The sequence below is a fragment of the Halalkalicoccus jeotgali B3 genome, assembly GCF_000196895.1.
In the GTDB taxonomy this organism is placed as follows: domain Archaea; phylum Halobacteriota; class Halobacteria; order Halobacteriales; family Halalkalicoccaceae; genus Halalkalicoccus; species Halalkalicoccus jeotgali.
On record NC_014297.1, the window covers coordinates 1844790 to 1865300 of the forward strand.

Sequence of the window (20511 nt, forward strand, 5' to 3'; positions counted from 1 at the left end):
GGGGACGGTCGTGGTGTGTCACGCCAACGCAGGTTGTCTATGGCCTCAAGTCTGCGATCTCCCAGCGTCCCTGCTTTCTCGCCGTGACGGAGTAAGTTTTGTGCTTCCTGATGACCGTACGACACCTACCGGAACCGACCGAGCAGCCGGTAGTCCTCGTGGGGATCGTACGCGCGGAACGCGAGGCTGTTGGTCATCACCGAGACCGAGGAGCCGGCCATCGCGAGCCCCGCCAGCGCGGGGTTGAGAAGCCCCAGCGAGGCGACCGGGATCAGCGTCGCGTTGTACGCCAGCGCCCAGAAGAGGTTCTGGTGGACCTTCCGGATGGTGGCCTCGGAGATCCGGATCGCCTTCAACACGTCCGCGGGGTCGTCGCGCATCAGGGTCACATCCGCGGATTCGATGGCAACGTCGGTGCCCGAGCCGACCGCGACGCCGATGTGAGCGGCGGTGAGCGCGGGCGCGTCGTTGACGCCGTCCCCGACCATCATCACGCGCTTGTCCCCGGCCTGGATCGACTCGACGGCGTCGGCCTTGTCCTCTGGCAACACGCCCGCGCGGACGTTCGCCTCGTCGATCCCGACCTCGCGGGCTACCGCGCGGGCGGTGCGCTCGTTGTCGCCGGTGATCATCAGCACGTCCAAACCCCGCTTTCCGAGTTCGGCGACGGTGCGTTTCGCGCTCTCTCGCACCGTGTCGGCGGCCGCGACGACCCCGACGAGCGCGCCGTCAGATGCGACCAGCATCGCTGTCTTGCCCTCGCGTTCGAGCCGTTCCATCGTCTCCGCGGCGGGCGCGGGGTCGATTCCGTTCTCATCCATCAGCTTGCGGTTGCCCACGAGCACCTCGCGTCCCGCGACCGTCGCGCGAACCCCGTGGCCGGGGACGTTCTCGAACTCCTCGGCGTCGTCGAGTGCGATGCCGCGCGTGCGAGCCCCCTCGACGATGGCGCGCGCAAGCGGGTGTTCGGAGCCGGACTCGGCGCTTGCGGCCGCCGCGAGGACCGCCGTTTCGTCGCGCTCCGGTTCCGCCAGCAATCCGCCGTCGGAGGCGACCTCGCCACCGTCCGTCTCTGTTTCTCGAACCGGAACGACGTCGGTGAGCTCCATCTCGCCGCGGGTCAGCGTGCCGGTCTTATCGAAGACGACGGCGTCGATCCCGCGGGCACGCTCGAGGACGTCGCTACCCTTGAACAGGACGCCGTTGGTGGCCGCGATGGTCGAGCCGACCATCGTCGCTGCCGGGGTCGCGAGCCCCAGTGCACAGGGACAGGCGATCAACAGCGCGCTCGCGAGTACGACCATCGAGAACTCGCTTACGGGGATGCCCCCGGCCACTGGCCCGCCGCCGACGGGTTCGAGCACCGGGATCCACGCGCCGAGCGCCGAGGAGACGCCGTAGAGCGCGTTCGGCGCGAGCGCCCAGACGACCGCCCAGAGCACGGCGTTCGCGATCACCGCGGGCACGAAGTATGCGCTCACTTTGTCGACCAGCCGCTGGATGTCGGGCTGGCGCGACTGGGCCTCCTTGACCCGCTCGACGATCCCCTGGATCGCGGTGTCAGACCCGACCTTCGTGGCCTCGACCAGTAGAACGCCGTTCTCGTTGATCGTCGAGCCGATCACCTCCTCGCCCGCGGCCTTCTCGACCGGCACGGACTCGCCGGTGACCATCGACTCGTCGACCGCACTTTCTCCTTCCCGGACGACGCCGTCCGTGGGCACGCGCTCGCCGGGGCGGACCTTCATCAGGTCGCTGACTGCGACCTCCTTCAGCGGGACCGTCCGCTCCTCGTCCCCGTCGATGATGGTGGCCTCCTCGGCTTCCATCTCCAGTAGCGTCCGCAAGGCGTCGCTGGCCTGGGCCTTCGAGCGGGCTTCGAGCCAGTTGCCGAGCGTGATGAACCAGAGGATGAAGGCGACGGCCTCGAAGTAGAGCCCGCCGGTGATCGCTCCGAGGAGAACGGCCGTCGAGTAGACGTACCCCACTGAAGTGCCCATCGCGACCAGCGTGTCCATGTTCGCCCGGCGGCTCTTCGAGAGGGCGCGCCACGCCCCCGAGAGGAACTCCCGCCCGAGCGTCGCCATCAGCAGCGTCGCGAGGGCGAACTCGATCCACCCCACCGGGAGCCCGAGGACCGTCTCGGGAAGCACACCCACTCCGAGCATCGCGGCCATCACGAACACGAAGGGCGCGGTCAGGACGCCGCCGGCGATGACGAGGCGCCACTGCTTTTGCATCTCGCGCTGGGCGGCGCTTTCCCGTTCCTCCTCGTCGTCCCCGCGGACGGGCTCGTAGCCGGCGTCCTCGATCGCGTCGTAGACGGTCTCGAAGTCGGTCCCGGCGGGGTTGTACTCGACGCGGGCCTCGTCGGCGGCGAAGTTGACGCTCGCCTCGAGCACGCCCGGAACCGACTCGATGGCCCGTTCGTTGGTTTCGGCACAGGTCGCACACGACATCCCGCCGATCTCGATCGTTCGGCTCTCGCGGGCGGGTTCGTAGCCCGCCTCCTCGATCGCCGCGTAGATCTCCGCGAGCGAGACGACCTCGGGGTCGTACGCCACCGTCCCCTCGTCGGTGGCGAAGTTCGCGTCGACCTCTCCGACGCCCGCGAGCGAGCCGACGGCCTCCTCGATGGTGCCAGAGCAGGTCGCACACGACATGCCGGAGATCTCCAGTTGGTGTGTCCTCACGATATCACTCGTCTCTAGAGAGGGGCGCATCGTTAATCGGGGTTGTCCTTGTGATTCGTAACCCACACCAGGAATTCGCCGTCGATTCGAAGGTCAATCGGCGCCTTCCGCGATGTCCTCGTAACGCTGGACGTAGAGGCGCTCACAGGAGCCACAGCAAAAGGGTTTGACGTCGCCGTCGATCCGTCGGGTGACGCCGTCGGCACCGACCTCGTTGCCACACTCGACGCAGGTGAGCGCGAAGTCGGTGTCGCCGTCGACCTGCAGGTTCCAGTCCGCGCCCGTCAGGAGTTCGACGTCGATCTCTCGGATCGGGTCGGAATCGACGTGCTCGAACACCCACGACGCCACGTCCGTCGTCGGCGCGTGGGCGGTGATGACCACCTGCCCGCCGGCCGTGGTGAAGACGTGTTCGACGCCGTCGAGCCCGGACAGCGCCTCGCGGACCCTCTCGACCCCGTCGGGGGCGACCGAGAGCGTCACCAGCACCGGCGTTCCCTGCCGGAGTTGTGAGCGATCCAGATCCAGCGTGAACCGCCGGATAATGCCGTGGTTCTGGAGCTTCGAGACGCGATCGGAGACCGCCGGCGGCGAGAGGTCGACCCGCTCGCCGATCTCGCTGTAGGGACGCCGGGCGTCCTCGGTCAACAGCCTGAGGATCTCCACGTCGGTGTCGTCGAGCATACGCCCCGTTTCGACCCTCGATACTAAAGCCACTTCGCCATGATCGGTTTCGGTTTGTAGATCCTACCGGGATCTGACTTCGATATCGAATGGACAATGCCAGAAAAGGTCGAGGGCCTCCGTAGGGATATGGCACGAACGCTGACCGTGAGCGATATGCGCTGTGGCGGCTGTGAGGAGGCCGTGGTCGACGCGCTCCGGGACGTCGAGGGCGTCGCGAGCGCGAACCACGACGAGGGGACCGTCGCGATCGAGGGCGAGGCCGACGGAGAGGCCCTCAAGGCGGCCATCGAGGAGGCAGGCTACACCGCCGAGGCCTGACGCTGCCGGCAGGCTACAGCAGACCGCGGCGACTCAACACGACGAGAACGCTGTAGCCGACCGCGCCGACGGCGAAGATCACGACCGGGATGAGAAACGGTCCCAGCAGGTCGACGACCGATTCGAGCGCCATGCCGGCGATTGGGTCGTCGGGGTCCTAACCCTACTGGTCCGGACGATCCGGAGGTGATAGAGTGATATACCGACGACCGTAACTACCACCATGCACGCGCCGGGTCACGTCGGGACCGCGTTGCTTGTGTACTCGCCGATCGGCCTCGTCCTCCTGCTCGTGGGGTTCGACGAACTCGCCGTCCTCGGGGGCGTCGGGATGGTCGCGCTCGCGACGTTTCCGGACTGCGATCACCGGCTGCCGGTCGTCTCCCACCGCGGTCCGACCCACTCGATCCTCTTTGCGCTCGCCGTCGGAGCGGGCCTCGCTAGCGCGGGCTTTCTCTTCGGGGAAATCGCCGCTGTCCGGCCGGGAGTGATGGCGGCCTTCGCGTTCGCGATCGGCGCGCTCGCGATTCTCTCTCACCTCGCTGCGGACTCGATCACGCCGATGGGGATCCGCCCGCTGTGGCCCCTCTCGCGGTGGCACTACTCGGCGGACATCGTCCGTGCGAAAAACCCCATCGCGAACTACCTGCTGTTGGCCGTCGGGCTCGCCGCCGCGACGGGCGCGCTCGTGGTGGCCGCGACGGTCTAAAGCAGCGATCCGAGGTCGGAAATCGACTCCAGTACGTGATCGGGGTCGATTGTCGCGGACGCGAGCGCCCGCTCGTCGGTGACGCCCGTACGCACCAGTACCGTGGTCATGCCCGCGCACTCGCCCATCGCGATGTCGGTGTCCAGTCGGTCGCCGACGATCAGGCAGTCCGCAGCGTCGAGCCCGAGCGTGCGTTCGAGGGCCTCGACCGCGCTCGGGGCGGGCTTGCCCATGATCGCGTCGGGTTCCCTCCCCGTGACCCCTGTGATAGCGTTGATGATCGCACCCGAGCCCGGCACCTCGCGGTCCTCGGTGGGGATCGTCCGGTCGGGGTCGGTCCCGAGAAAGCGTGTCCCGTCGGCGAGCGCCCACAGCGCGTGTTTCAGGTCGTCGTAGGAGAACTCCCGGTCGATGGAGGCGATCAGGGTGTCGGCCCGGTCGTACTCGTCGGTGAGCGAGAGTCCGGCCTCGCGAAGCTGGATCTCAAGGCCCTCCTCGCCGACGATGTACAGCTCCTCGGCAGCGTGCTCGCGTGCGAGGTATTCGGCGGTGATCGTCCCGGCGGTGATCAGTTCCTCTGCGTCGAGCGAAAAACCGTGGCGTGCGAGGCGCTCGGCGTAGGCTTCGCGGGTCCGGATCGGGTTGTTCGAGACGAACGCGACCGGGAGCCCGCGCTCTCGGAGCGACTCGACCGCTTCGATCGCACCCTCGATCGGCTCGCGCCCGCGGATCAGCGTGCCGTCGACGTCGAGGACGACCCCCTCGGGGCTCATTCGGCGGCCGGCGGCTCGCTCCAGGGCGCGTTCTCCGGGTCGATCAGGCGCTCGCGGCCCTCGATCCCGTCGATCTTCTCGATGTCGGCCTCGGTGAGCTCCTCGACCAGTTCGAGCGCGCGGTAGTTCTCCTCGATGTGCTCGCCGCTGGCCTTCGGGATCGGGTGGATCCCTCGGTCGACCAGCCACGCGAGTGCGACCTGCGTGGCCGTCGCGCCGTGCCTGCCCGCGACGTCGTTGATCGCGGGGATGTCGGTCACCTCGCCGCGGGCGATCGGCGAGTACGCCACCAGACGGTGGTCGTTCTCCGCCGCGAACCTCGCGAGGCGCTCTTGGGGCAGGAGGGGGTGGCACTCGACCTGATGGGCGAAGATCGGCGCGTCGAGGACCCGCTGGGCCTCCTCTAGCTGGTCGACCCGGAAGTTGCTCAGGCCGACGTGCTCGATGGTGCCGTTTGCGACGAGGTCGTCGAACGCTTCTAGCGTGCGCTCGGCATCGTACTCGCCGGTCGGCCAGTGGACGTACAGCAGATCGATCGTCTCGACGCCGAGTTTCTCTCTACTCACCTCGACCGATTCGAGGACGTCCTCGTAGGCGAGGTTCTCGGTGTCGATCTTCGTCGCGAGGAAGACCTCCTCGCGGGGGACGGCGCTTTCTTCGATCCCGTCGCCGACGTAGGCCTCGTTCCCGTAGACCTGTGCGGTGTCGATATGGCGGTAGCCGGTCTCGAGCGCGCGCTGGACGTTCTCGACGCAGTCTTCGGGCTCGTCGAGTTTGTACGTCCCGAACCCGAGTGCGGGGAGCGATTTCGGCATGGTTCGAGATGGGAACGCGATTCATAAAGCGACTGTGGTTGCGAGGGTCATCGAGGCGCCACGAGGGTTCTGTCGGCCCTCACACCACACCGCAACCGGCCGGATCAGTCGACACGCGCGAGCACCCAGAGCGCGAACAAGGCCGCGCCGATGGTCTCGGGGATCGCGAGTCCCGGGCCGATCCGGAGGCCCGCGGCCCACGCGAGCCACTGGAGGAGGTGGGTGTTGGCGAGCCAGATCGCCGCGAGTCCGAACCGGGACTCGCCGGCCAGCACGCCCGCGGTGCCGTCTAGCCAGAGGGCGAAGGTAACGAGCAGGTAGAAGCCGGCGGCGACCGGGAGGTGGTACGGATGGCCGGTCGGAAACCATCCGACACCCGCTCGCACCGTCCCGTTCATGTGGCCTCGAACCGCGGGAGTGCGCGGTCGATCCGCCGGTCGCGCGCCCCGCCGACGGCCCCGCGCCGTCGGTTCCTGAGGGTGGTCTGCAGTCGCTCGGCGACGGCTTCGCGCAGTTCGGTCGCCGCCGTCTCGTCGAGGTCGAGCGCGCGGGCGTCGCCGCCGACGAGGCTGCTCGTGCCGGCGGTGTCGATCACCACGGAGGCGAGTCGCCACCGGCGCTGGAGGACCGTCTGGGTGTGGATCGCGTTCTGGACGCGGTAGTAGGGGACGATCCGCGTGGTGCGGTTCCAGAATCCCGTCCGGGTGAGGACGTGGTCGGCACCGAGACAGTAGCCCCGCGAGGCCCACTTGTAGTGGGCCGCGACCGGCGCGAGCGGGAGCCCCAGAAGCAGGGCGTACCAGTACATCTCGAACCCGAGCACGAGGGTTCCCGCGTAGACCAGCCCCGCGAGGACCCCGAGTGCGAGCAGGTAGCGGACCGCGTAGCGCCGGCGTGCGCGTTTCGGCGGGCGGACGAACGTCGGTTCCTCGAACGGTTCGATCTCGCGGGCGATCGTCCGGACGGTCCCCCGGTCGGCGATCGGGACGGCGGATTCGGAGCCGACGCCCCCGTCCTGCCCCGGCGCGTAGCCGGCGGTCTCGACGGCGAGGCTCGCGTAGCCCAACAGCCGTTTGAGGAGGTTCTCGCGCACGACGAGCGACTGGACCTTATCGAGCGGGATCGATCCGTCGAAGCGCTGGATCAGCCCGCGTTCGTAGCGCAGTTCCTCACCCGAACGGGTGAGCCGAAAGCCGTAGGTGCCGAGGACGGCCCCGGCCCCGCTCAGAAGCGCCGAGGCGATCACCACGAGGACGACCACCGCTCCGACGACGAGAAACGGGCTGACCGGCAGATCCGTCAACAGTTCGAGCAACACCGGCGGGCCGGCAAACGAGAGCAACACGGAGAGAAACGAGGCCAGCCGGAGGTCGAAGGAGGCGACCGCGAGCACCGCCAGATCCTCGGGCGTGATCGCGTACAAGAGGTCCTCCTCGTCGCTCGCCTGTGTCCCGCCCTCCGTACTGTGTTCGGCGCGCTTTCGCCGTCGAAGTTCGTCCTGGAGGCGTTTTGCTTCCTCGTAGCCGACGTATCGCAGGACAGCCTCGGTCTCGCCCCCGCCAGCGGTCTCGATGCGCAACTCGGCGATGTCGAGGGCGCGCTGGACGACGTTTCGGGAGATGTCGACGTTCTGGACCCGCCGGTAGGGGATCTCGCGGTGTCGACGCGAGAGCACGCCCGAACGGATGTCGAACGTGTCGGGGGTCGTCTCGTAGTCAAAGCGCCGGTAGTAGGCGAGCTGCCAGGCGACGACCGCTCCGAAGCCGACGACGGTCGCGAGGACCGCAATGGCGAGGCCGATCCCCCCGAACGCGGAGCCCGAGGGGAAGGCGATGAATATCACGAGCGGGACGTACCCGAGAACGGCCTGTGCGACCCGGTACGGGACCGACAGGGGATGCAGACGGGTCATACCGCGTCGTCACCCTCGGCGTCGATGGCGAGCGCCTTCAGCCGCCGCTGGAGGTCGTCGGCACCCTCCGGGGTGAGACCCGGAACTGTGACATCCGCGCCCCGCGATCCTGCGGTGTAGACGACCGTGCTCGCCAGTCCGGTCGCGCGTTCGAGCGGGCTGCGCCGCGAGTCGACGTGCTGGATCCGGACGAAGGGGACGACCGTCTTCACGCGGGTAAAGACGCCGCGTTCGAGATACAGGGCGTCCTCGCGGACTTCGTAGCGCCAGACCCGGTAACGAAGCAGACCGTGCGCACCGAAGAGGGCGATCAGCACGCCGAAGACCGCGACCGGCAGCCCGAGTCCGAGATCGAACGCGAAGACGCCGACGGCCCCGACGATCGCTGCGAGCACCGCCGCCGAGAGGGCCGCCTGGAGGACCCAGACGACCCGGATGCGAGGATGGAGCGAGCGCATTACCTGCCGTTGGGACCCGGGGGAAATGAAGGGTCTGGATCAGACCTCGGGCGAGAGTATCTCGACGGTCAGTCCCCGCCCGCGCGCCTCGGCGGCGAAGGCCTCGGCGTCGGCTTCGAGCGCCTCGAAGGTGTCGTAGTGGACCGGCACCACGAGGCCCGCGTCGATCCGCTCCGCGAGGTCGACGATGGCGTCGGGCGACATCGTGAAGGCGTCGTCGATGGGCGCGAGGAAGACGTCGGCGGAGAGGCCCTCGTACTCGGGGACGACATCGCTGTCGCCGGGGTAAAAGACAGTCGTTCCGTCGAAATCGAGCCGATAGCCCACGCCCCCGCCCTCGGGGTGATACGGCGTGCCGTCCTCGCGGACGTGGCCGTCGGGCGTGTTGTAGGCGCTGATCGCCTCGACCGCGATTCCCGCTCCCTCGAAAGTATCGCCGATCCCGACCCGGCGAATCTCGTAGTCGAGCCCCGAGACGGGACGCGAGTCGCGCTCGATCTCTTCGCTACGAATCCCGTCGAAGACGCAGACGACGGCGTCCTCGGCGGCGACACGCTCGATCCCGTCGGGATCGTAATGATCGTCGTGAGTGACGAGAACGAGATCGCCGTCCCGGGCGTCGTAGCTGTCCAGAACGCCGTAGCGGCCGGGGTCGATGTAGACGACACGGTCGCCGTCGGTGATCCGCAAGGTCGCATAGCCGAGCCAGTCGATCGTCAGGTCGCCGTACGTAGTGGCCATGGGTTCGGATACGTCGAGGAGGGGCAAAAAGCCACGAGAACTGCTGTCGTCGTTCGATAAATCGTTGTTTGCGATACGAAACTGCCGTCACCGACGGGGCTGGTGAGGGAGCATGTACTGTTGCTTACTAAGTATAAGTGGAAAATTGCAAGACTGCGGCGACTCATCACGGCTACGTCGTTCTACTCTCGAAAAGGATATATAAAAGAGCGGTACACCGTGTGCAACGATCGCTTTCTTTACCGAGGCTAATGGGGGATCGGCCGGGTTTCTACCATGAAACGCTCGACCTATTCGGGGTCCTCGACGGTCCGGATGTCGTTCGCGCCACACTCGGGACACGCGAGTTTCCCCTTGGTTTCCGTGGTGGCCTCCGAGCGCGAGAACGTCGCGCCACAGGAGGCACACCGAGCGTTCTCACGTTGGGTCAACGTGGTGTGCTGTTCGGGAATCCCGCGGACGACGCCACAGCCACAGGCCGGGCACGCCAGTTCGTTTTCGGTGTCGGTGGTCGCCTCACTCCGTGGAAACGTCGCCCCGCAGGCCGTACAGCGGGCGTTGATCGGGTTCGGCATATTCGTGGTATCGTGTGGCACACGCATAGTTCGTCCGGTGGTACGGACCACCGTTTTCCGTTTCGCCAACGAGCGCTACCGGCGAGTGTGTCTCGAACCCGCGGAGCGCGGGCGTCCCCGTGATCCGGTTCTACCACCACACCCACGACCAGATCCGTCTGGGGTTAGCTGTGTCCCGACACGCGCACGGGCTCGTAGGGTTCCTCGAGATACTCTATGTCGCTCTCCGAGAGCGAGAGTTCGAGGGCCTCGACGGCCTGTTCGAGGTGTTCGACGCTCGTCGTCCCGACGATGGGGGCGTCGACCCAGTCTTTGTGCAGCAACCACGACAGCGCGATCTGGGCCATCGTCACACCCTTTTGGTTCGAGATTTCCTCGACGCGCTCGTTGATCTCCCGGCCCCCGCCCTCGCGGTAGGGGTGGTCGTACATGTGCTCTTCCGTCTCGCCGCGCGTGGTCGAATCGATCTCCGCGGCGGGCCGGGCGAGATAGCCGCGCGCGAGCGGGCTCCAGGGCATCACGCCGATGCCTTCCTTCTCACAGAGCGGGAGCATCTCCCGTTCTTCCTCGCGGTAGACGAGGTTGTAGTGGTTCTGCATGGTGACGAACCGATCCAGTCCGAGGGAATCGCTGGTGTGCAGCGCCTCGGCGAACTGGTGGGCCCACATCGACGAGCCCCCAACGTATCTGACCTGCCCGCGACGCACCGCGTCGTCGAGCGCTTTCAGGGTTTCCTCGACGGGCGTCTCGTCGTCCCAGCGATGCGTCTGGTAGAGATCGACCGTCTCCATGCCCAGCCTGTCGAGGCTGTTCTCTAACTCCTGTTCGACGGCCTTCCGGGAGAGCCCGCGGGCGTTGGGGTTGTCGTCGTCCATCGGGTTGTAGACCTTGGTCGCGACGACGGGCCAATCGCGGTCGTAACCTTCTAGAGCGTTTCCGAGGATGCGCTCGCTCTCGCCGCGTGAGTACATGTTCGCGGTGTCGAAGAAGTTGATCCCCAGATCGATCGCCCGCTCGATGATCTCGTGGCTTTCGTCCTCTTCGAGAACCCACTCGCGCCAATCGGGGTCGCCGAAGCTCATACAGCCCAGACAGAGCCGGCTGACGCGCATGCCGGTCGAACCGAGCGTGGTGTACTCCATACGACCGAGTGTGCAAGCGGGGTCAAAAGGCTACGCGTCGCGGCGAAGGTTAAGTGAATCGACGCGGTAGGGCCGCCTGGATGAACACGCTACGGTTGCTCAAGATCGCGGGCTACGTCCTCGTAGCGACCGTCGCGCTGATGGTCATCGGCGCGCTCGCGAGTCTGTTGTTGTCGTTGCTCGGGATCGTCATCGGAATCGCCATCGTCGCCGGGATCGCCTACCTCGCCTACAGGCTCTATCGGATGTCCGACGACGGCGACGAGTTCGCCGTCGATTCGACGGTCGAGGACCTCGAACGGGAGTTCGAGCGCTGAGGGCTCCGAGAGTGGCGTCCGGTTAGAACGGGATCGCCGTCGGCACCGAGAGTAACCCGGCGTCGAGAAAGAGCAACGCGCCGACGACGGAGGCCGCGAGGAAGTACGGTCGGGCCTCGCGTGCGGGCCCGCGGACCTTTCGCTCGGCGAGACCGTTGGCCAGTCGTTTCGAGCCCAGTTCCACGAGAAGTCCGAGGACGAACCACAGCGCGAGCATCGCGAGCACGAGGTGGCCCTGCGCGCTCCCGAACAGCGAGTCGGCGGTGTAACGCGTGCCGGCGAGGTGGCCGCCGCTCGCGAACAGCGCCAGCGCGCTGGCCCGCGAGATCCACTGGAGCCTGCTCGTGACGGTCTCGAGCGGGGCGGCGTCGAACGCGCCGTTACGGGCGAGCGGGAGGACCGCGAGGGTGAGAAAGACCACGCTACCGACCCAGAGCCCGGCGAAGCCGAGGTGGATCGCGTTCATCGCGGCGTCGAGAAGCGACATGGGCGACGGTTCGAAAGCCGACAGGACAACCCTTGCGGTTCGTCCGAGTCGGCGTGTACCGTGGACCGATCCCGCTCTCCGGGTGCGTATCGCGTCTCAGACGGTGAACGAATCGCCGCGTTCGGGGAGTTCGTCCACGCCCTCAGGATCGACGTCGTCGAGCGAGCCGTCGGCCGTCGCGTGGGCACTCGCCAACACCGCCTCGAACACCTGCCGGATGCGGAACTCCCGGTCGCCGAGGGTTCCGGCGCTGAGTTCGAACAGAACGCTGCCGTAGCCCGCCAGCGCGTGGCCGTTTCGCGCGATGCCGCCGAACGTCCCGCCGGGATAGCGCGTGTAGTTCGTCCCATCGAGTTCCGAGAGGGCGTCGTACATCGTATAAACGACCTGCTTCGAGCGGTCCCGCACCCCTTCCTCGACGTCCGGGTTGATCGGCCAGAAGATCGATCCCGTGACGATATCACCGTCGCCGGGGTCGTCCGGGTCCGGGGGGTAGTCGGTCGCTTCCTCCTCTTCGTTGTCCTCGTCGAGTACGGCTTCGAGGTCGAACTCCGACTCGTAATCGACGACGTACTCGCCCTGCCGGTGGAAGTCAGCGATCCAGTCGGGCTCGACTTCCCCGACTCGGTCGATGATCGCGCGCGCCTCGGGGACCGGGTTCTCGGGGTACTCCTCCGGGAAGTTCTGGTACAGTTCGTGTTCGGTCCACTCGTGGCGGTTGTACCGGTTGATGTCCCAGCCGATCCCCTCCTCGGAGGCGGCGAAGATCCCGTTGTCGGCGCCGAAGATGTCGCTGCCCTCGTCGTCGGCCGGGGCGTCGGTGTCGACGTTGTACCGTTGGCGGGCGACGAACCCGTCGGGGTTCACCCGCGGGACGACGTGGACCGAGACGCCGTCGAGGATCCGCTCGGCCCGCCGGTCGCCGCCGGCGAGGAATCGGAGCGCGGCAAGGGTCCCCTCGGCCATGATCCCCTCGTCGCCGTGTTGCTGGGCGATCACCATCACGTCGGGGCAGGCCTCGCGTTTACTGACCGTCGCCGAGTACAGCGGACGCCCCTGGTTTGACTCGCCGATCTGCTCGACGCTCACCCGGTCGGGGTGTCGATCCGCCAGTCCGTACAGGATCGTCTCCAACTCCCGGTTGTCGAGCAGGTCGTCGTTCTCCAAGTACTCCAGTCCGAACTCCCGCTCGGTTTCGGGATCCGAGAGGGCCGCCGTCGAGCCGCCCGCGGCCAATACCCCGACCCCACCGATCGCCTTGAGCAGATCGCGCCTGTCTAGTTCCATGACCAGTATTCACATGATATGATCATAGCATAAATCATTCTATTATATAGAATATCTAATTTAAAAGCAATAACTAATATCTGCGGATCGAGAAGCGAACTGAGTTACTCCTCGTTCAGACCGACGGCGAGGCCATCGCGCGTCTGGTCGGCCGCACCCTCGTAGCCGTCGTCGACCTTGAGCGCGTTGACGTTACCGATGGGACCCGGTTCGTCGCTCCACTCGTTGCCGAGGTCGGCGGCCTCCTCGCGGGCCGCCTCGGGGATCGCTTCCTCCCAGAGTGTGATCTCCGGGGAGTCCGGCGCGTAGATGCTCGGTTCGTCGAGCGCGTCGATGGGTTCGAGACCGTACTCCAGGTGATGGAGGATCGTCTGGGCGACCGAGGTGATGATCGTCGGCCCGCCGGGCGAGCCGACGGTAAGGTAGGGCTCGCCGCCGCGGGTCATGATCGTCGGGCTCATGCTCGACAGTGGCCGTTTGTTCGGCTCGACACCGTTCGCGCCGCCGGGCTCGGCGTCGAAGTCGGTCAGTTCGTTGTTGAGCATGAAGCCGTACCCGGGGACCATGATCCCCGAGCCGAACAGCTGTTCGATCGTGGTGGTATAGGAGACGAGGTTACCCTCCGAGTCAGCGACCGTGAAGTGGGTCGTGTGGCCGAGCGCCCGGGGCGTCTCCTGGGTCATCGAGGCCGCGTTCCCGGACTGGTAGGCCCACGGGTCGCCCGGTTGGGGATCCTCGTTGAGCGAGTCGGGACCGATCAGCCCGCGGCGCTCGGAAACGTAGGCGGGATCGAGCAGCCCCTCCATGGGCACGTCGACGAACTCGGGATCGCCCATGTACTCGCCCCGATCCGCGTAGGCAAGGCGCATCGCCTCGGCGAGCAGGTGGTACTTCGTGCCCGACTGGATGTCGTAGTTCTCGCCCAGATCGAACCCCGAGAGCAGGTTGAGGATCTGGATGACGGTCAGACCGCCGGAACTCGGCGGGGGCATCGAGTAGATGTTCGCGCCGCGATAACAGCCCTGTACGGGCTCGTCGATGGTGGCCTCGTACCGACAGAGGTCCTCCATACTCATGCTGCCGCCTGCGTCCTGGACCGTCTCGGCAAGCGCCGCGGCGATCTCGCCCTCGTAGAACTCGCGGATCCCCCGGTCGCGCAGCAGTCTGAGGGTGTCCGCCAGATCGGGCTGGGAGAGGGTGTCGCCCTCGGCGAGCGGTTCGCCCTCGTCGAGGAACACCTCGCGGGCGGCGTCGTTGAACTTCCACTCGTTTGCCGCGATCTCCTCTGCGAGAACGCCGTCGACCTCGGTTTCCTCCGCGAGGTCGATCGCAGGGTCGATCAGCTCGTCGATGGAGCGCGACCCGTAGCGCTCGGCGGCGTGTCCGAGCCCGCTCGCGGTACCCGGCACCCCGACGGCGTTTCCGTGGGTGTGCCGTTCGTCGAAGGGGATCGGCTCGCCGTCCTCGAGGAACATCTCCGGATCCGCGCCGGCCGGCGCCCGTTCGCGGCTGTTGACGATCTCGACGCTGTCGTCGGCGGCGTCGTAGTACAGCATGAACCCGCCGCCGCCGATCCCCGAGGAATGGGGCTGAGTGACGTTGAGCGCGAACTGGACCGCGACCGCGGCGTCGACGGCGTTCCCGCCCTCCCTGAGGACCTGTGCGCCGACCTCGCTTGCGGCCGGGCTGACCGAGACGACCATCCCGTCGCTTCCGGTGGCTACCGCTCCACAGTCGACGCCCGCCGACCCGCAGACCTCCTCCTGTGCGCTCGCAGCGCCGGAGACGAGCGGGAGGGCCGTACTCGCCGCGATACCCCCGAGGAACCCCCGGCGGCTCAGATTCCGTGCTCTGTTCTGATTGGTATTATCTGCCATTCGTCTTCGACTCTCGCGGCATCGTCCTATCTCTAACGTTTCGATTCCTAGAATAGTATTCCGATAAAATGTCGGTAGCCAGCAGATTGAAGCCGTCGGCAGCCGTCTCGCATCCATGAGCAGCGATCCGTCCTTCGAGATCCCAGTCCACCCCGAGTCCGAATACTCGCGGGACGGGATCACCCGGACCGGCGGGACGGTCTTCTCGCTGTTTCCCGCGGACGGCGTCGTCGAGGACCGTCTCGGTCGGGTGCTCGCACGCGAGCGCTATACGGCCGGCGACTGGTTCGACCTGCCCTCGCCGGTCTACCTGGTCCACGACCGCGAACTCGGGACCGTCTTCCGGGTCGTCGGCTACGACGACCGGGTCGAGTTACACGTCACGACCACCACCGAGTCGAACGGATTGCGCGCCTTCTACGAGGCGCTCGACGAGGCGAGTCCGGTTGCCTGGACCGTCGAGTGCGAGGCCGTCGAGAACTGAGTCGCCGACCTACGGCTCTTCGAGATCGCGTTCGATCGGCCTGATCCCGGTCAGCGAGAGGACGGCGACGATCGACAGGACACAGAGCACGAGGAGGGCACCCACGCCGACGGGCGCCGACAGGATCGAGGCGGTTCGCTCGTCCAAGAGGAGTCGGGCCGAACCCCGGATCACGAACGTGAGAACGACGAGGCCGAACGCGATCAGTCCCCATCTCACGAACGTCGACTGCTTCACGGCGGGGATGGGTGCGCCCGGCGTCTGAGTCTTTCGGTCGGTTTATCCCTCGGTCGGGGGTATACCGACCCATGCAGCCGACGACCAGCGGGACCTACCGGGTGCTCGACGACCCCCGCGGGGAGTGGTTGCTCGTCGACCGCGAGACGACCGAGACGATCGCCGCGACCGGCGGGGACCTCGCGGCGGGCAACCTGATCGATGCGACCGTCGAGTGGGACGACGGTGACGCCCGCCTCCACGACTTCGAGGTCATCGCGGGGACCCGACTGCACTTCCGTCGGGAGGTGACGGACCTCTTCGAGGTCGCACGCGAACTCTGTCGGAGCGCCCGGGCCCAGGACGAGGGCGTGATCGGGGAGACGACCTACGACACCGACAACCGACCGAACGGGGCGGTCTACGTCTTCGCTGAGCAGTCGGGCGCGCGCGACGTTTGGGACGAACTACGGACCGGGGCGATCCCGCTGGAACCGCTGATCGACCGGCTGGGCGACTTCTCGCCCGAGCCCTACGAGATATTCGTCCTCGACCCCGTCGACGAGCCGTTCGTCGTCGTCTACCTCGTTCCCGATCCCGAGTCGGTGCTCGCCGAGACCGTTCGGGAGACCTACCTGTGAGGAACCGACCGCAAGCGGTTTTCCCCGCCCGGGAGTAAGGCAAGTATGCTCGAACCCGGTACCGATGCGCCCGACTTTACACTCGACAACCAGCACGGCGAACCCGTGACCCTCTCCGATATCGACGGTCCGACCGTCGTTTACTTCTACCCGCGGGCGGACACGCCCGGCTGTACCACCGAAGCCTGCGGGTTTCGCGATTCGTGGGACGACTTCGAGGAGCGCGGGGTCGCGGTGGTGGGGATCAGCGACGACCCCGTCTCGGACCTCGCGGACTTCGCCGCGGAGTACGACCTGCCCTTCGACTTGCTTTCCGATCCCGACGGCGAGGTCGCGGCGGCCTACGACTCGTACGGCGAGAAGAACATGTTCGGTAAGACCTTCGACGGCACCTTCAGGAACACCTACGTCGTCGAAGACGGCGAGATCGTCGCGGCCTACGAGGGCGTCTCGCCCGACGATCACGCCGAGGAGCTGCTTTCGGATCTAGAATGACTACCAGAGCGGGTCGGGGAAGTCGGTGATCAGCCCGTCGACGCCCGCCGCGGCCAGCTGGTTTGCCGGGTACCACGACTGGATCGTGTAAACGTTGATCTCCTTGCCCCGATCGTGGCTCCACTCGATCAAGTCCACGTCGGACTCGTACGGTCCGGGAGCGGTGTAGTCGTCGCCGTAAAAGGGCGTTCCCTTGACGAGGTTCCACGGCGGGTGAAGCGCCTCGCAGTCGTAGGTCTCGGTGATCTCGAGACCCGGTTCGATGGCGTCCCAGAACAGGAACGCGACCGACACGTCCGGGTCGATCTCGCGGGTGACCGCGAGGGCCGCCTCCGCGAACGAGGAGACGAGGATCTCGTTGTCGACGGCCGTCGCGAGGTCGAGGGCCCGCTCGGCCATCGGCCGCCAGAGGTCCTTCTGGACCGCAAGGTCCGACGCACAGAGTTTCTCGCCCGTCCGGATCTCGGTCGTCCCGGGGTTCTTGAACTCGATATTGACGCCGATTTCGGGAGGGATCGCCTCCAGAACCGCCTCGAGCGACGGGACCGTCTCGCCGCTTTCGAGGACCTCCGCCTCGCGAACGACCTCCCACGGCCGCTCCCAGACGTAGCCCTCGGCGTCGGTAAGCCCCTTCGCACCGCCGTCGCGCCCGTCGAGCCGATCGTCGTGAAAGACCACGACCGTCCCGTCTGCGGTGGGCACGATGTCGATCTCGATCATGTCCGCAGTGTCGGTCGCGGCCTCGACCGCCCCGAGGGTGTTCTCGGGAGCCATCCCCGCGTAGGCCCGGTGGGCGATCGTCGCCGGCGTCCCGGAATCGGAGTCGTCCGTTCCGTCGGTCGTCTCGTCCGAGGCACTGACGCCGGTGCTGGCGATCGCGGAGATCCCCAGTGCCGCCCCCGCCCCTTTGATGACCGTCCGTCGATCCACGCCGCTCGATGTCGTATCCTTCATCGCACGTGAATCGATCGACCGTCGGACAATACAATTAACTAATAGAACATATTGAAATAATATCTCTATAGTCGAGTATATTCGGCGGTCCGAGGCTGCCCGACGGGATCTCCGATACCGCGGTCCGAAAGCGAGACATCCATCTAGGTCGGTCAGCTCCGGGGCTCTTCGAGCGTCTCGAGGACCTGCCCTGAGAACTCGACCTCTGAGAGGTCGCCCGATTCGAGTTCGTAGAGCCACTCCTCGTTCATGTGCCACGTTCCCCTGAGGGTACCGTCCTCGGAATCGTGGACCCGCGCCTCGATCGTGGTCGGCTCCCAGCCCTCCTCGATGGCGTCGCGAAAGACGGTGATCACGCGCCCGATCTGGCGGTGCGGGACGCCCTCACCGGGTGCGACCGTCTCGTAGTCGATCTCGATACGGTCCGTGGAGTGTTCGACCGACTCGAAGTACACGCCCTGACCCATCAGTCGGTAGCCGACCTGTTCGAGGACTGCGTCGTCCGTTTCGAAGGACATGGCCTTCGTAGGGGTCGCGGTGCATAATCAGTGGCGCTTCCAGAACCGTTCGAGACCGAACCCGAGCATGTCCGAACTCACCGGCTGGAACTCCTCGCGCTCGCTGTCGGGGAAGTGCTTTCGCACACCGTCCCACGATTCACGGGCATAGCGGGCGTCGAGCAACACGCGCACGCCGACCTCCTCCGGCCCGCGGATCACCCGCCCGATCGCCTGGCGGGCCTTGCGCACCGCCGGGACCGTCAGTGCGTATTCGAAGCCGTCGCCGAACGCGCGGTTGTAGGCTGTTCTGACGGCTTTGGTGCGCGGGCTCGCGGTGTTGATGATCGGGACGCCACAGATCACGGCCGCCGAGAGGCGATCCCCGCTGTAATCGACCCCCTCGGTAAGGGTACCCCGAAGGCTCGTCACGAGCACTTTGTCCTCGCCGGCGAAAAAGGCGTGCTTGAGCTCCTCGGTTTCGCCGTCGCCCGAACTCTCGTCGAGCAAGACGGGCTTTTCGACCCGTGATTCGAGTTCTCCGGCGGCCCACGTCGCCTCCGCGTAGTTGGGCATCCCGACGAGCACGTTGCCCGGACTCGCCGCGACCTCCACGAGGAGGTCGCCGTAGAGCCGACGCGTCGAGCCCCCCTCCGTGGGACTCCCGCGGTTCCCATAGGTGAACTTCGGGGCGTCCACCGCGAAACTCGCGCGGTTCTCCGTGGGGAACTCCAACGGAAACGTGCGCTCGACGACCGGGCGGCCCTCCTCGGCGAGCGTGTCTAATCCGGTGACCTCGCGGAAAACGTCGAGGGGTTCGAGGGTCGCGCTCATCAACACCCCGCCGCCGAACTCCGCGAGGCGCTCGCCGATGGCGTCGCTGGGCACACAGTTGAAGAGCGACAGTCTAGCGGAGTAGGCCCGTTTCCAGGAGTCCTCGGGTTCGAGTTCGTTCCACGTCCGCTCCAGTTCGATCTCACGGAAGTACCGCTCGTGGTCGGCCCGGTACCAGCTCCCGAGCAGTCTGCCGACCGCCGGGGCCGCTCGCGTTCGCTCCTCGTCCTCCGCAGTGTCGAGGATCCGCTCGACGATCGCGCCAACTGACTGGGCGCGCACCCACGTCCCGCCGTCGTAGCCCGCCTCCTCGGCCCACTCGGTGATCGCGTCGGGACCCGGTGTCTCGGGGTCACGAAGCGGGAGTTCGTCGTCCGAGAGAGCGGTGAGGGCGGCCTTCCATCCCGGCTGTTCGCGATCGAGGTGCGCCTCGACCCGTCGGTCGAGCTCCTCGCGAAGGTCGGCGAGAAACGCCCGTAGTTCCTTGCACTCGGCGAGCGTAACGTCGCTGTCTTCGAGCTCCTCGCGGACGAGCCGGGTGTCGGCCGTCGCATCGCCGTCCGCTGGGGCTCGCTCTCCCATTTCCGCGGCCTGAATCACGCGCGTGAGCTCGTTCTCGGCGTCCCGAAGGGTCGTGTCGGCCACCCCATCGCTGACCAGATCCCGAACGCGCGGTTCGAGCATATGGGCCTCGTCGCAGATCAAAAAGGTAGCGTCGTCGAGCAACGCCCCGGTGAACGATCCCGTGGTGAGTGGGTCGAACGCGTGGTAGTAGTTGCCCACGACGACGTCGACCTCGGGGATGAGCGCACCCATGATCGAGTGCGGACAGGTGCCGGAGGAAGCCGCCAGCCCCACCAGCTCCTCGGGTGTCAGGTGTCCCTGTTCGGTGAGGTCGAAGGGAACCGCCTCGATCGCGTCGCCGTCGTCAGGGAGGTCGTCGAGGTACTGCGCGTAGAAGGGACAGAACTCGGTCTCACCACCGTCTTCGTACTCGGGAAGCGACGAGGGATACGGCGTCGGCTCGCCCGCGGTTTCGAGGAACTCCCCGCCCCCGGGCTCGCTTGTGCTGTCGGCGAGTCCGATCTGCTGGCTTCGCGCTTGGGCGGTGAGCGCGCTCGCGCTCGTGGCTCCGCCGTCGCCGACGAGCGTGCGGGTTTTCTCGCGTAGGGTTTCACACCGGTCGTAGACGTTCTCGCGATCGATGCCGCCCGCGTTCTCGCGGCTATAGGGACAGACGTCGGCCTTCCCGACCAAGGTGAGCCCCGAGATCGGATTCCAGTCGGCGGGCAGGTTCGCGTTGATCGTCTCCAGATCCGTCTCGAACTGACGCAGTTGCTGTTTGACGCTCGTGAGAACGACGACCCGCTCGTAGTCGCTGTCGGGATCGCGAACCCGGTCGATCCCGGCGGTGAGCGCGAGCATCGTCTTGCCCGTTCCGCAGGCCCCTTCGAGAACGGTAAACCCCTGCTGTTCGGCGGTTTCGACCGCGGTTTCGATACCCTCCGCTTGGCTCTCGTAGGGCTCGTCGTGACCGAAGATCTCCTGCCAAGCGGGCATGTGAGATACTCCCCGTGGGCGTTGCATAGACCTGTCGAA

At 66.6% G+C, this 20511-nt stretch carries 23 protein-coding genes; 6 read left to right on the forward strand and 17 right to left on the reverse strand.

Annotated elements, in window-relative coordinates; genetic code table 11:
* Positions 1-125: 125 nt before the first annotated feature.
* Together HACJB3_RS09625 and HACJB3_RS09630 are read right to left on the reverse strand one after the other, a co-directional pair.
* A complete protein-coding gene (locus HACJB3_RS09625; protein ID WP_008417146.1) occupies positions 126-2663 on the reverse strand; it encodes a heavy metal translocating P-type ATPase in 2538 nt (845 codons plus the stop codon).
* Positions 2664-2786: 123 nt separating this feature from the next.
* Entirely contained in the window at positions 2787-3377 is a 591-nt protein-coding gene (locus HACJB3_RS09630; RefSeq protein ID WP_008417145.1) for an AsnC family transcriptional regulator, read from the reverse strand.
* Between the two features lie 129 nt (positions 3378-3506).
* Between HACJB3_RS09630 and HACJB3_RS09635 the strand changes: the two genes are divergently transcribed.
* Positions 3507-3698, forward strand: a complete 192-nt coding sequence (locus tag HACJB3_RS09635; RefSeq protein WP_008417144.1) for a heavy-metal-associated domain-containing protein — start codon at positions 3507-3509, stop codon at positions 3696-3698.
* 223 nt (positions 3699-3921) lie between these two features.
* A complete protein-coding gene (locus HACJB3_RS09640; RefSeq protein ID WP_008417142.1) occupies positions 3922-4407 on the forward strand; it encodes a metal-dependent hydrolase in 486 nt (161 codons plus the stop codon).
* Here the strand turns inward: HACJB3_RS09640 and HACJB3_RS09645 are convergent.
* The 8 genes from HACJB3_RS09645 to HACJB3_RS09680 form a co-directional block, all read right to left on the reverse strand.
* The gene (locus HACJB3_RS09645; RefSeq protein ID WP_008417141.1) at positions 4404-5180 is read right to left on the reverse strand and encodes an HAD-IIA family hydrolase; all 777 of its coding nucleotides are present in this window, start codon (positions 5178-5180) and stop codon (positions 4404-4406) included. The two genes, HACJB3_RS09640 and HACJB3_RS09645, sit on opposite strands and share 4 nt — an antisense overlap.
* Positions 5177-5995 carry an aldo/keto reductase gene (locus HACJB3_RS09650; protein ID WP_008417139.1) on the reverse strand — a complete coding sequence of 273 codons (819 nt, stop codon included), beginning with the start codon at positions 5993-5995 and terminating at the stop codon, positions 5177-5179. Before HACJB3_RS09650 ends, HACJB3_RS09645 begins: the two co-directional genes overlap by 4 nt.
* Positions 5996-6099: 104 nt before the next feature.
* Positions 6100-6393, reverse strand: a complete 294-nt coding sequence (locus HACJB3_RS09655) for a hypothetical protein (protein WP_008417137.1) — start codon at positions 6391-6393, stop codon at positions 6100-6102.
* A complete protein-coding gene (locus HACJB3_RS09660) occupies positions 6390-7907 on the reverse strand; it encodes a PH domain-containing protein (RefSeq protein WP_008417135.1) in 1518 nt (505 codons plus the stop codon). The genes HACJB3_RS09655 and HACJB3_RS09660 overlap by 4 nt, the downstream gene beginning before the upstream one ends.
* Positions 7904-8365, reverse strand: a complete 462-nt coding sequence (locus HACJB3_RS09665) for a PH domain-containing protein (protein WP_008417134.1) — start codon at positions 8363-8365, stop codon at positions 7904-7906. The genes HACJB3_RS09660 and HACJB3_RS09665 overlap by 4 nt, the downstream gene beginning before the upstream one ends.
* A 39-nt stretch (positions 8366-8404) precedes the next feature.
* Complete coding sequence (locus HACJB3_RS09670; RefSeq protein WP_013199486.1) at positions 8405-9106, reverse strand: MBL fold metallo-hydrolase; 702 nt, start codon at positions 9104-9106, stop codon at positions 8405-8407.
* A 290-nt stretch (positions 9107-9396) separates the two neighbouring features.
* Entirely contained in the window at positions 9397-9702 is a 306-nt protein-coding gene (locus HACJB3_RS09675; RefSeq protein ID WP_238532749.1) for a hypothetical protein, read from the reverse strand.
* Positions 9703-9845: 143 nt separating this feature from the next.
* Positions 9846-10823, reverse strand: coding sequence for an aldo/keto reductase (locus HACJB3_RS09680; protein WP_008417129.1), 978 nt, complete (start codon positions 10821-10823; stop codon positions 9846-9848).
* Positions 10824-10903: 80 nt separating this feature from the next.
* Here HACJB3_RS09680 and HACJB3_RS09685 point away from each other — a divergent pair, with 80 nt between their 5' ends.
* A complete protein-coding gene (locus tag HACJB3_RS09685) occupies positions 10904-11140 on the forward strand; it encodes a hypothetical protein (protein WP_008417127.1) in 237 nt (78 codons plus the stop codon).
* A 22-nt stretch (positions 11141-11162) separates the two neighbouring features.
* Here the strand turns inward: HACJB3_RS09685 and HACJB3_RS09690 are convergent, their stop codons facing one another.
* The 3 genes from HACJB3_RS09690 to ggt form a co-directional block, all read right to left on the reverse strand.
* Positions 11163-11627: a CopD family protein gene (locus tag HACJB3_RS09690; RefSeq protein ID WP_008417126.1), complete on the reverse strand. Its 465-nt coding sequence runs from the start codon at positions 11625-11627 to the stop codon at positions 11163-11165.
* Positions 11628-11723: 96 nt separating this feature from the next.
* Positions 11724-12914 carry a M14 family zinc carboxypeptidase gene (locus HACJB3_RS09695; RefSeq protein ID WP_008417125.1) on the reverse strand — a complete coding sequence of 397 codons (1191 nt, stop codon included), beginning with the start codon at positions 12912-12914 and terminating at the stop codon, positions 11724-11726.
* A 104-nt stretch (positions 12915-13018) separates the two neighbouring features.
* Complete coding sequence (ggt, locus tag HACJB3_RS09700; RefSeq protein WP_013199487.1) at positions 13019-14791, reverse strand: gamma-glutamyltransferase; 1773 nt, start codon at positions 14789-14791, stop codon at positions 13019-13021.
* Between the two features lie 115 nt (positions 14792-14906).
* Between ggt and HACJB3_RS09705 the strand changes: the two genes are divergently transcribed.
* Positions 14907-15275: a hypothetical protein gene (locus tag HACJB3_RS09705; protein ID WP_008417120.1), complete on the forward strand. Its 369-nt coding sequence runs from the start codon at positions 14907-14909 to the stop codon at positions 15273-15275.
* Between the two features lie 9 nt (positions 15276-15284).
* Here the strand turns inward: HACJB3_RS09705 and HACJB3_RS09710 are convergent, their stop codons facing one another.
* Entirely contained in the window at positions 15285-15512 is a 228-nt protein-coding gene (locus HACJB3_RS09710; RefSeq protein ID WP_008417119.1) for a hypothetical protein, read from the reverse strand.
* 71 nt (positions 15513-15583) lie between these two features.
* On the opposite strand from HACJB3_RS09710, the gene HACJB3_RS09715 reads away from it, so the two are divergent.
* Entirely contained in the window at positions 15584-16132 is a 549-nt protein-coding gene (locus HACJB3_RS09715) for a DUF6663 family protein (protein WP_008417118.1), read from the forward strand.
* A gap of 45 nt (positions 16133-16177) precedes the next feature.
* Entirely contained in the window at positions 16178-16627 is a 450-nt protein-coding gene (locus HACJB3_RS09720) for a peroxiredoxin (protein ID WP_008417117.1), read from the forward strand.
* On the opposite strand, the gene HACJB3_RS09725 is transcribed toward HACJB3_RS09720, so the two are convergent.
* From HACJB3_RS09725 to HACJB3_RS09735, 3 genes are all read right to left on the reverse strand, one after another.
* Positions 16628-17581 (reverse strand): glycerophosphodiester phosphodiesterase, encoded by a 954-nt coding sequence (locus tag HACJB3_RS09725; RefSeq protein WP_008417115.1) that lies wholly within the window; start codon positions 17579-17581, stop codon positions 16628-16630.
* 152 nt (positions 17582-17733) lie between these two features.
* Entirely contained in the window at positions 17734-18099 is a 366-nt protein-coding gene (locus tag HACJB3_RS09730; protein WP_008417113.1) for a hypothetical protein, read from the reverse strand.
* A gap of 27 nt (positions 18100-18126) precedes the next feature.
* A complete protein-coding gene (locus HACJB3_RS09735) occupies positions 18127-20472 on the reverse strand; it encodes an ATP-dependent DNA helicase (protein ID WP_008417112.1) in 2346 nt (781 codons plus the stop codon).
* Positions 20473-20511 lie beyond the last annotated feature (39 nt).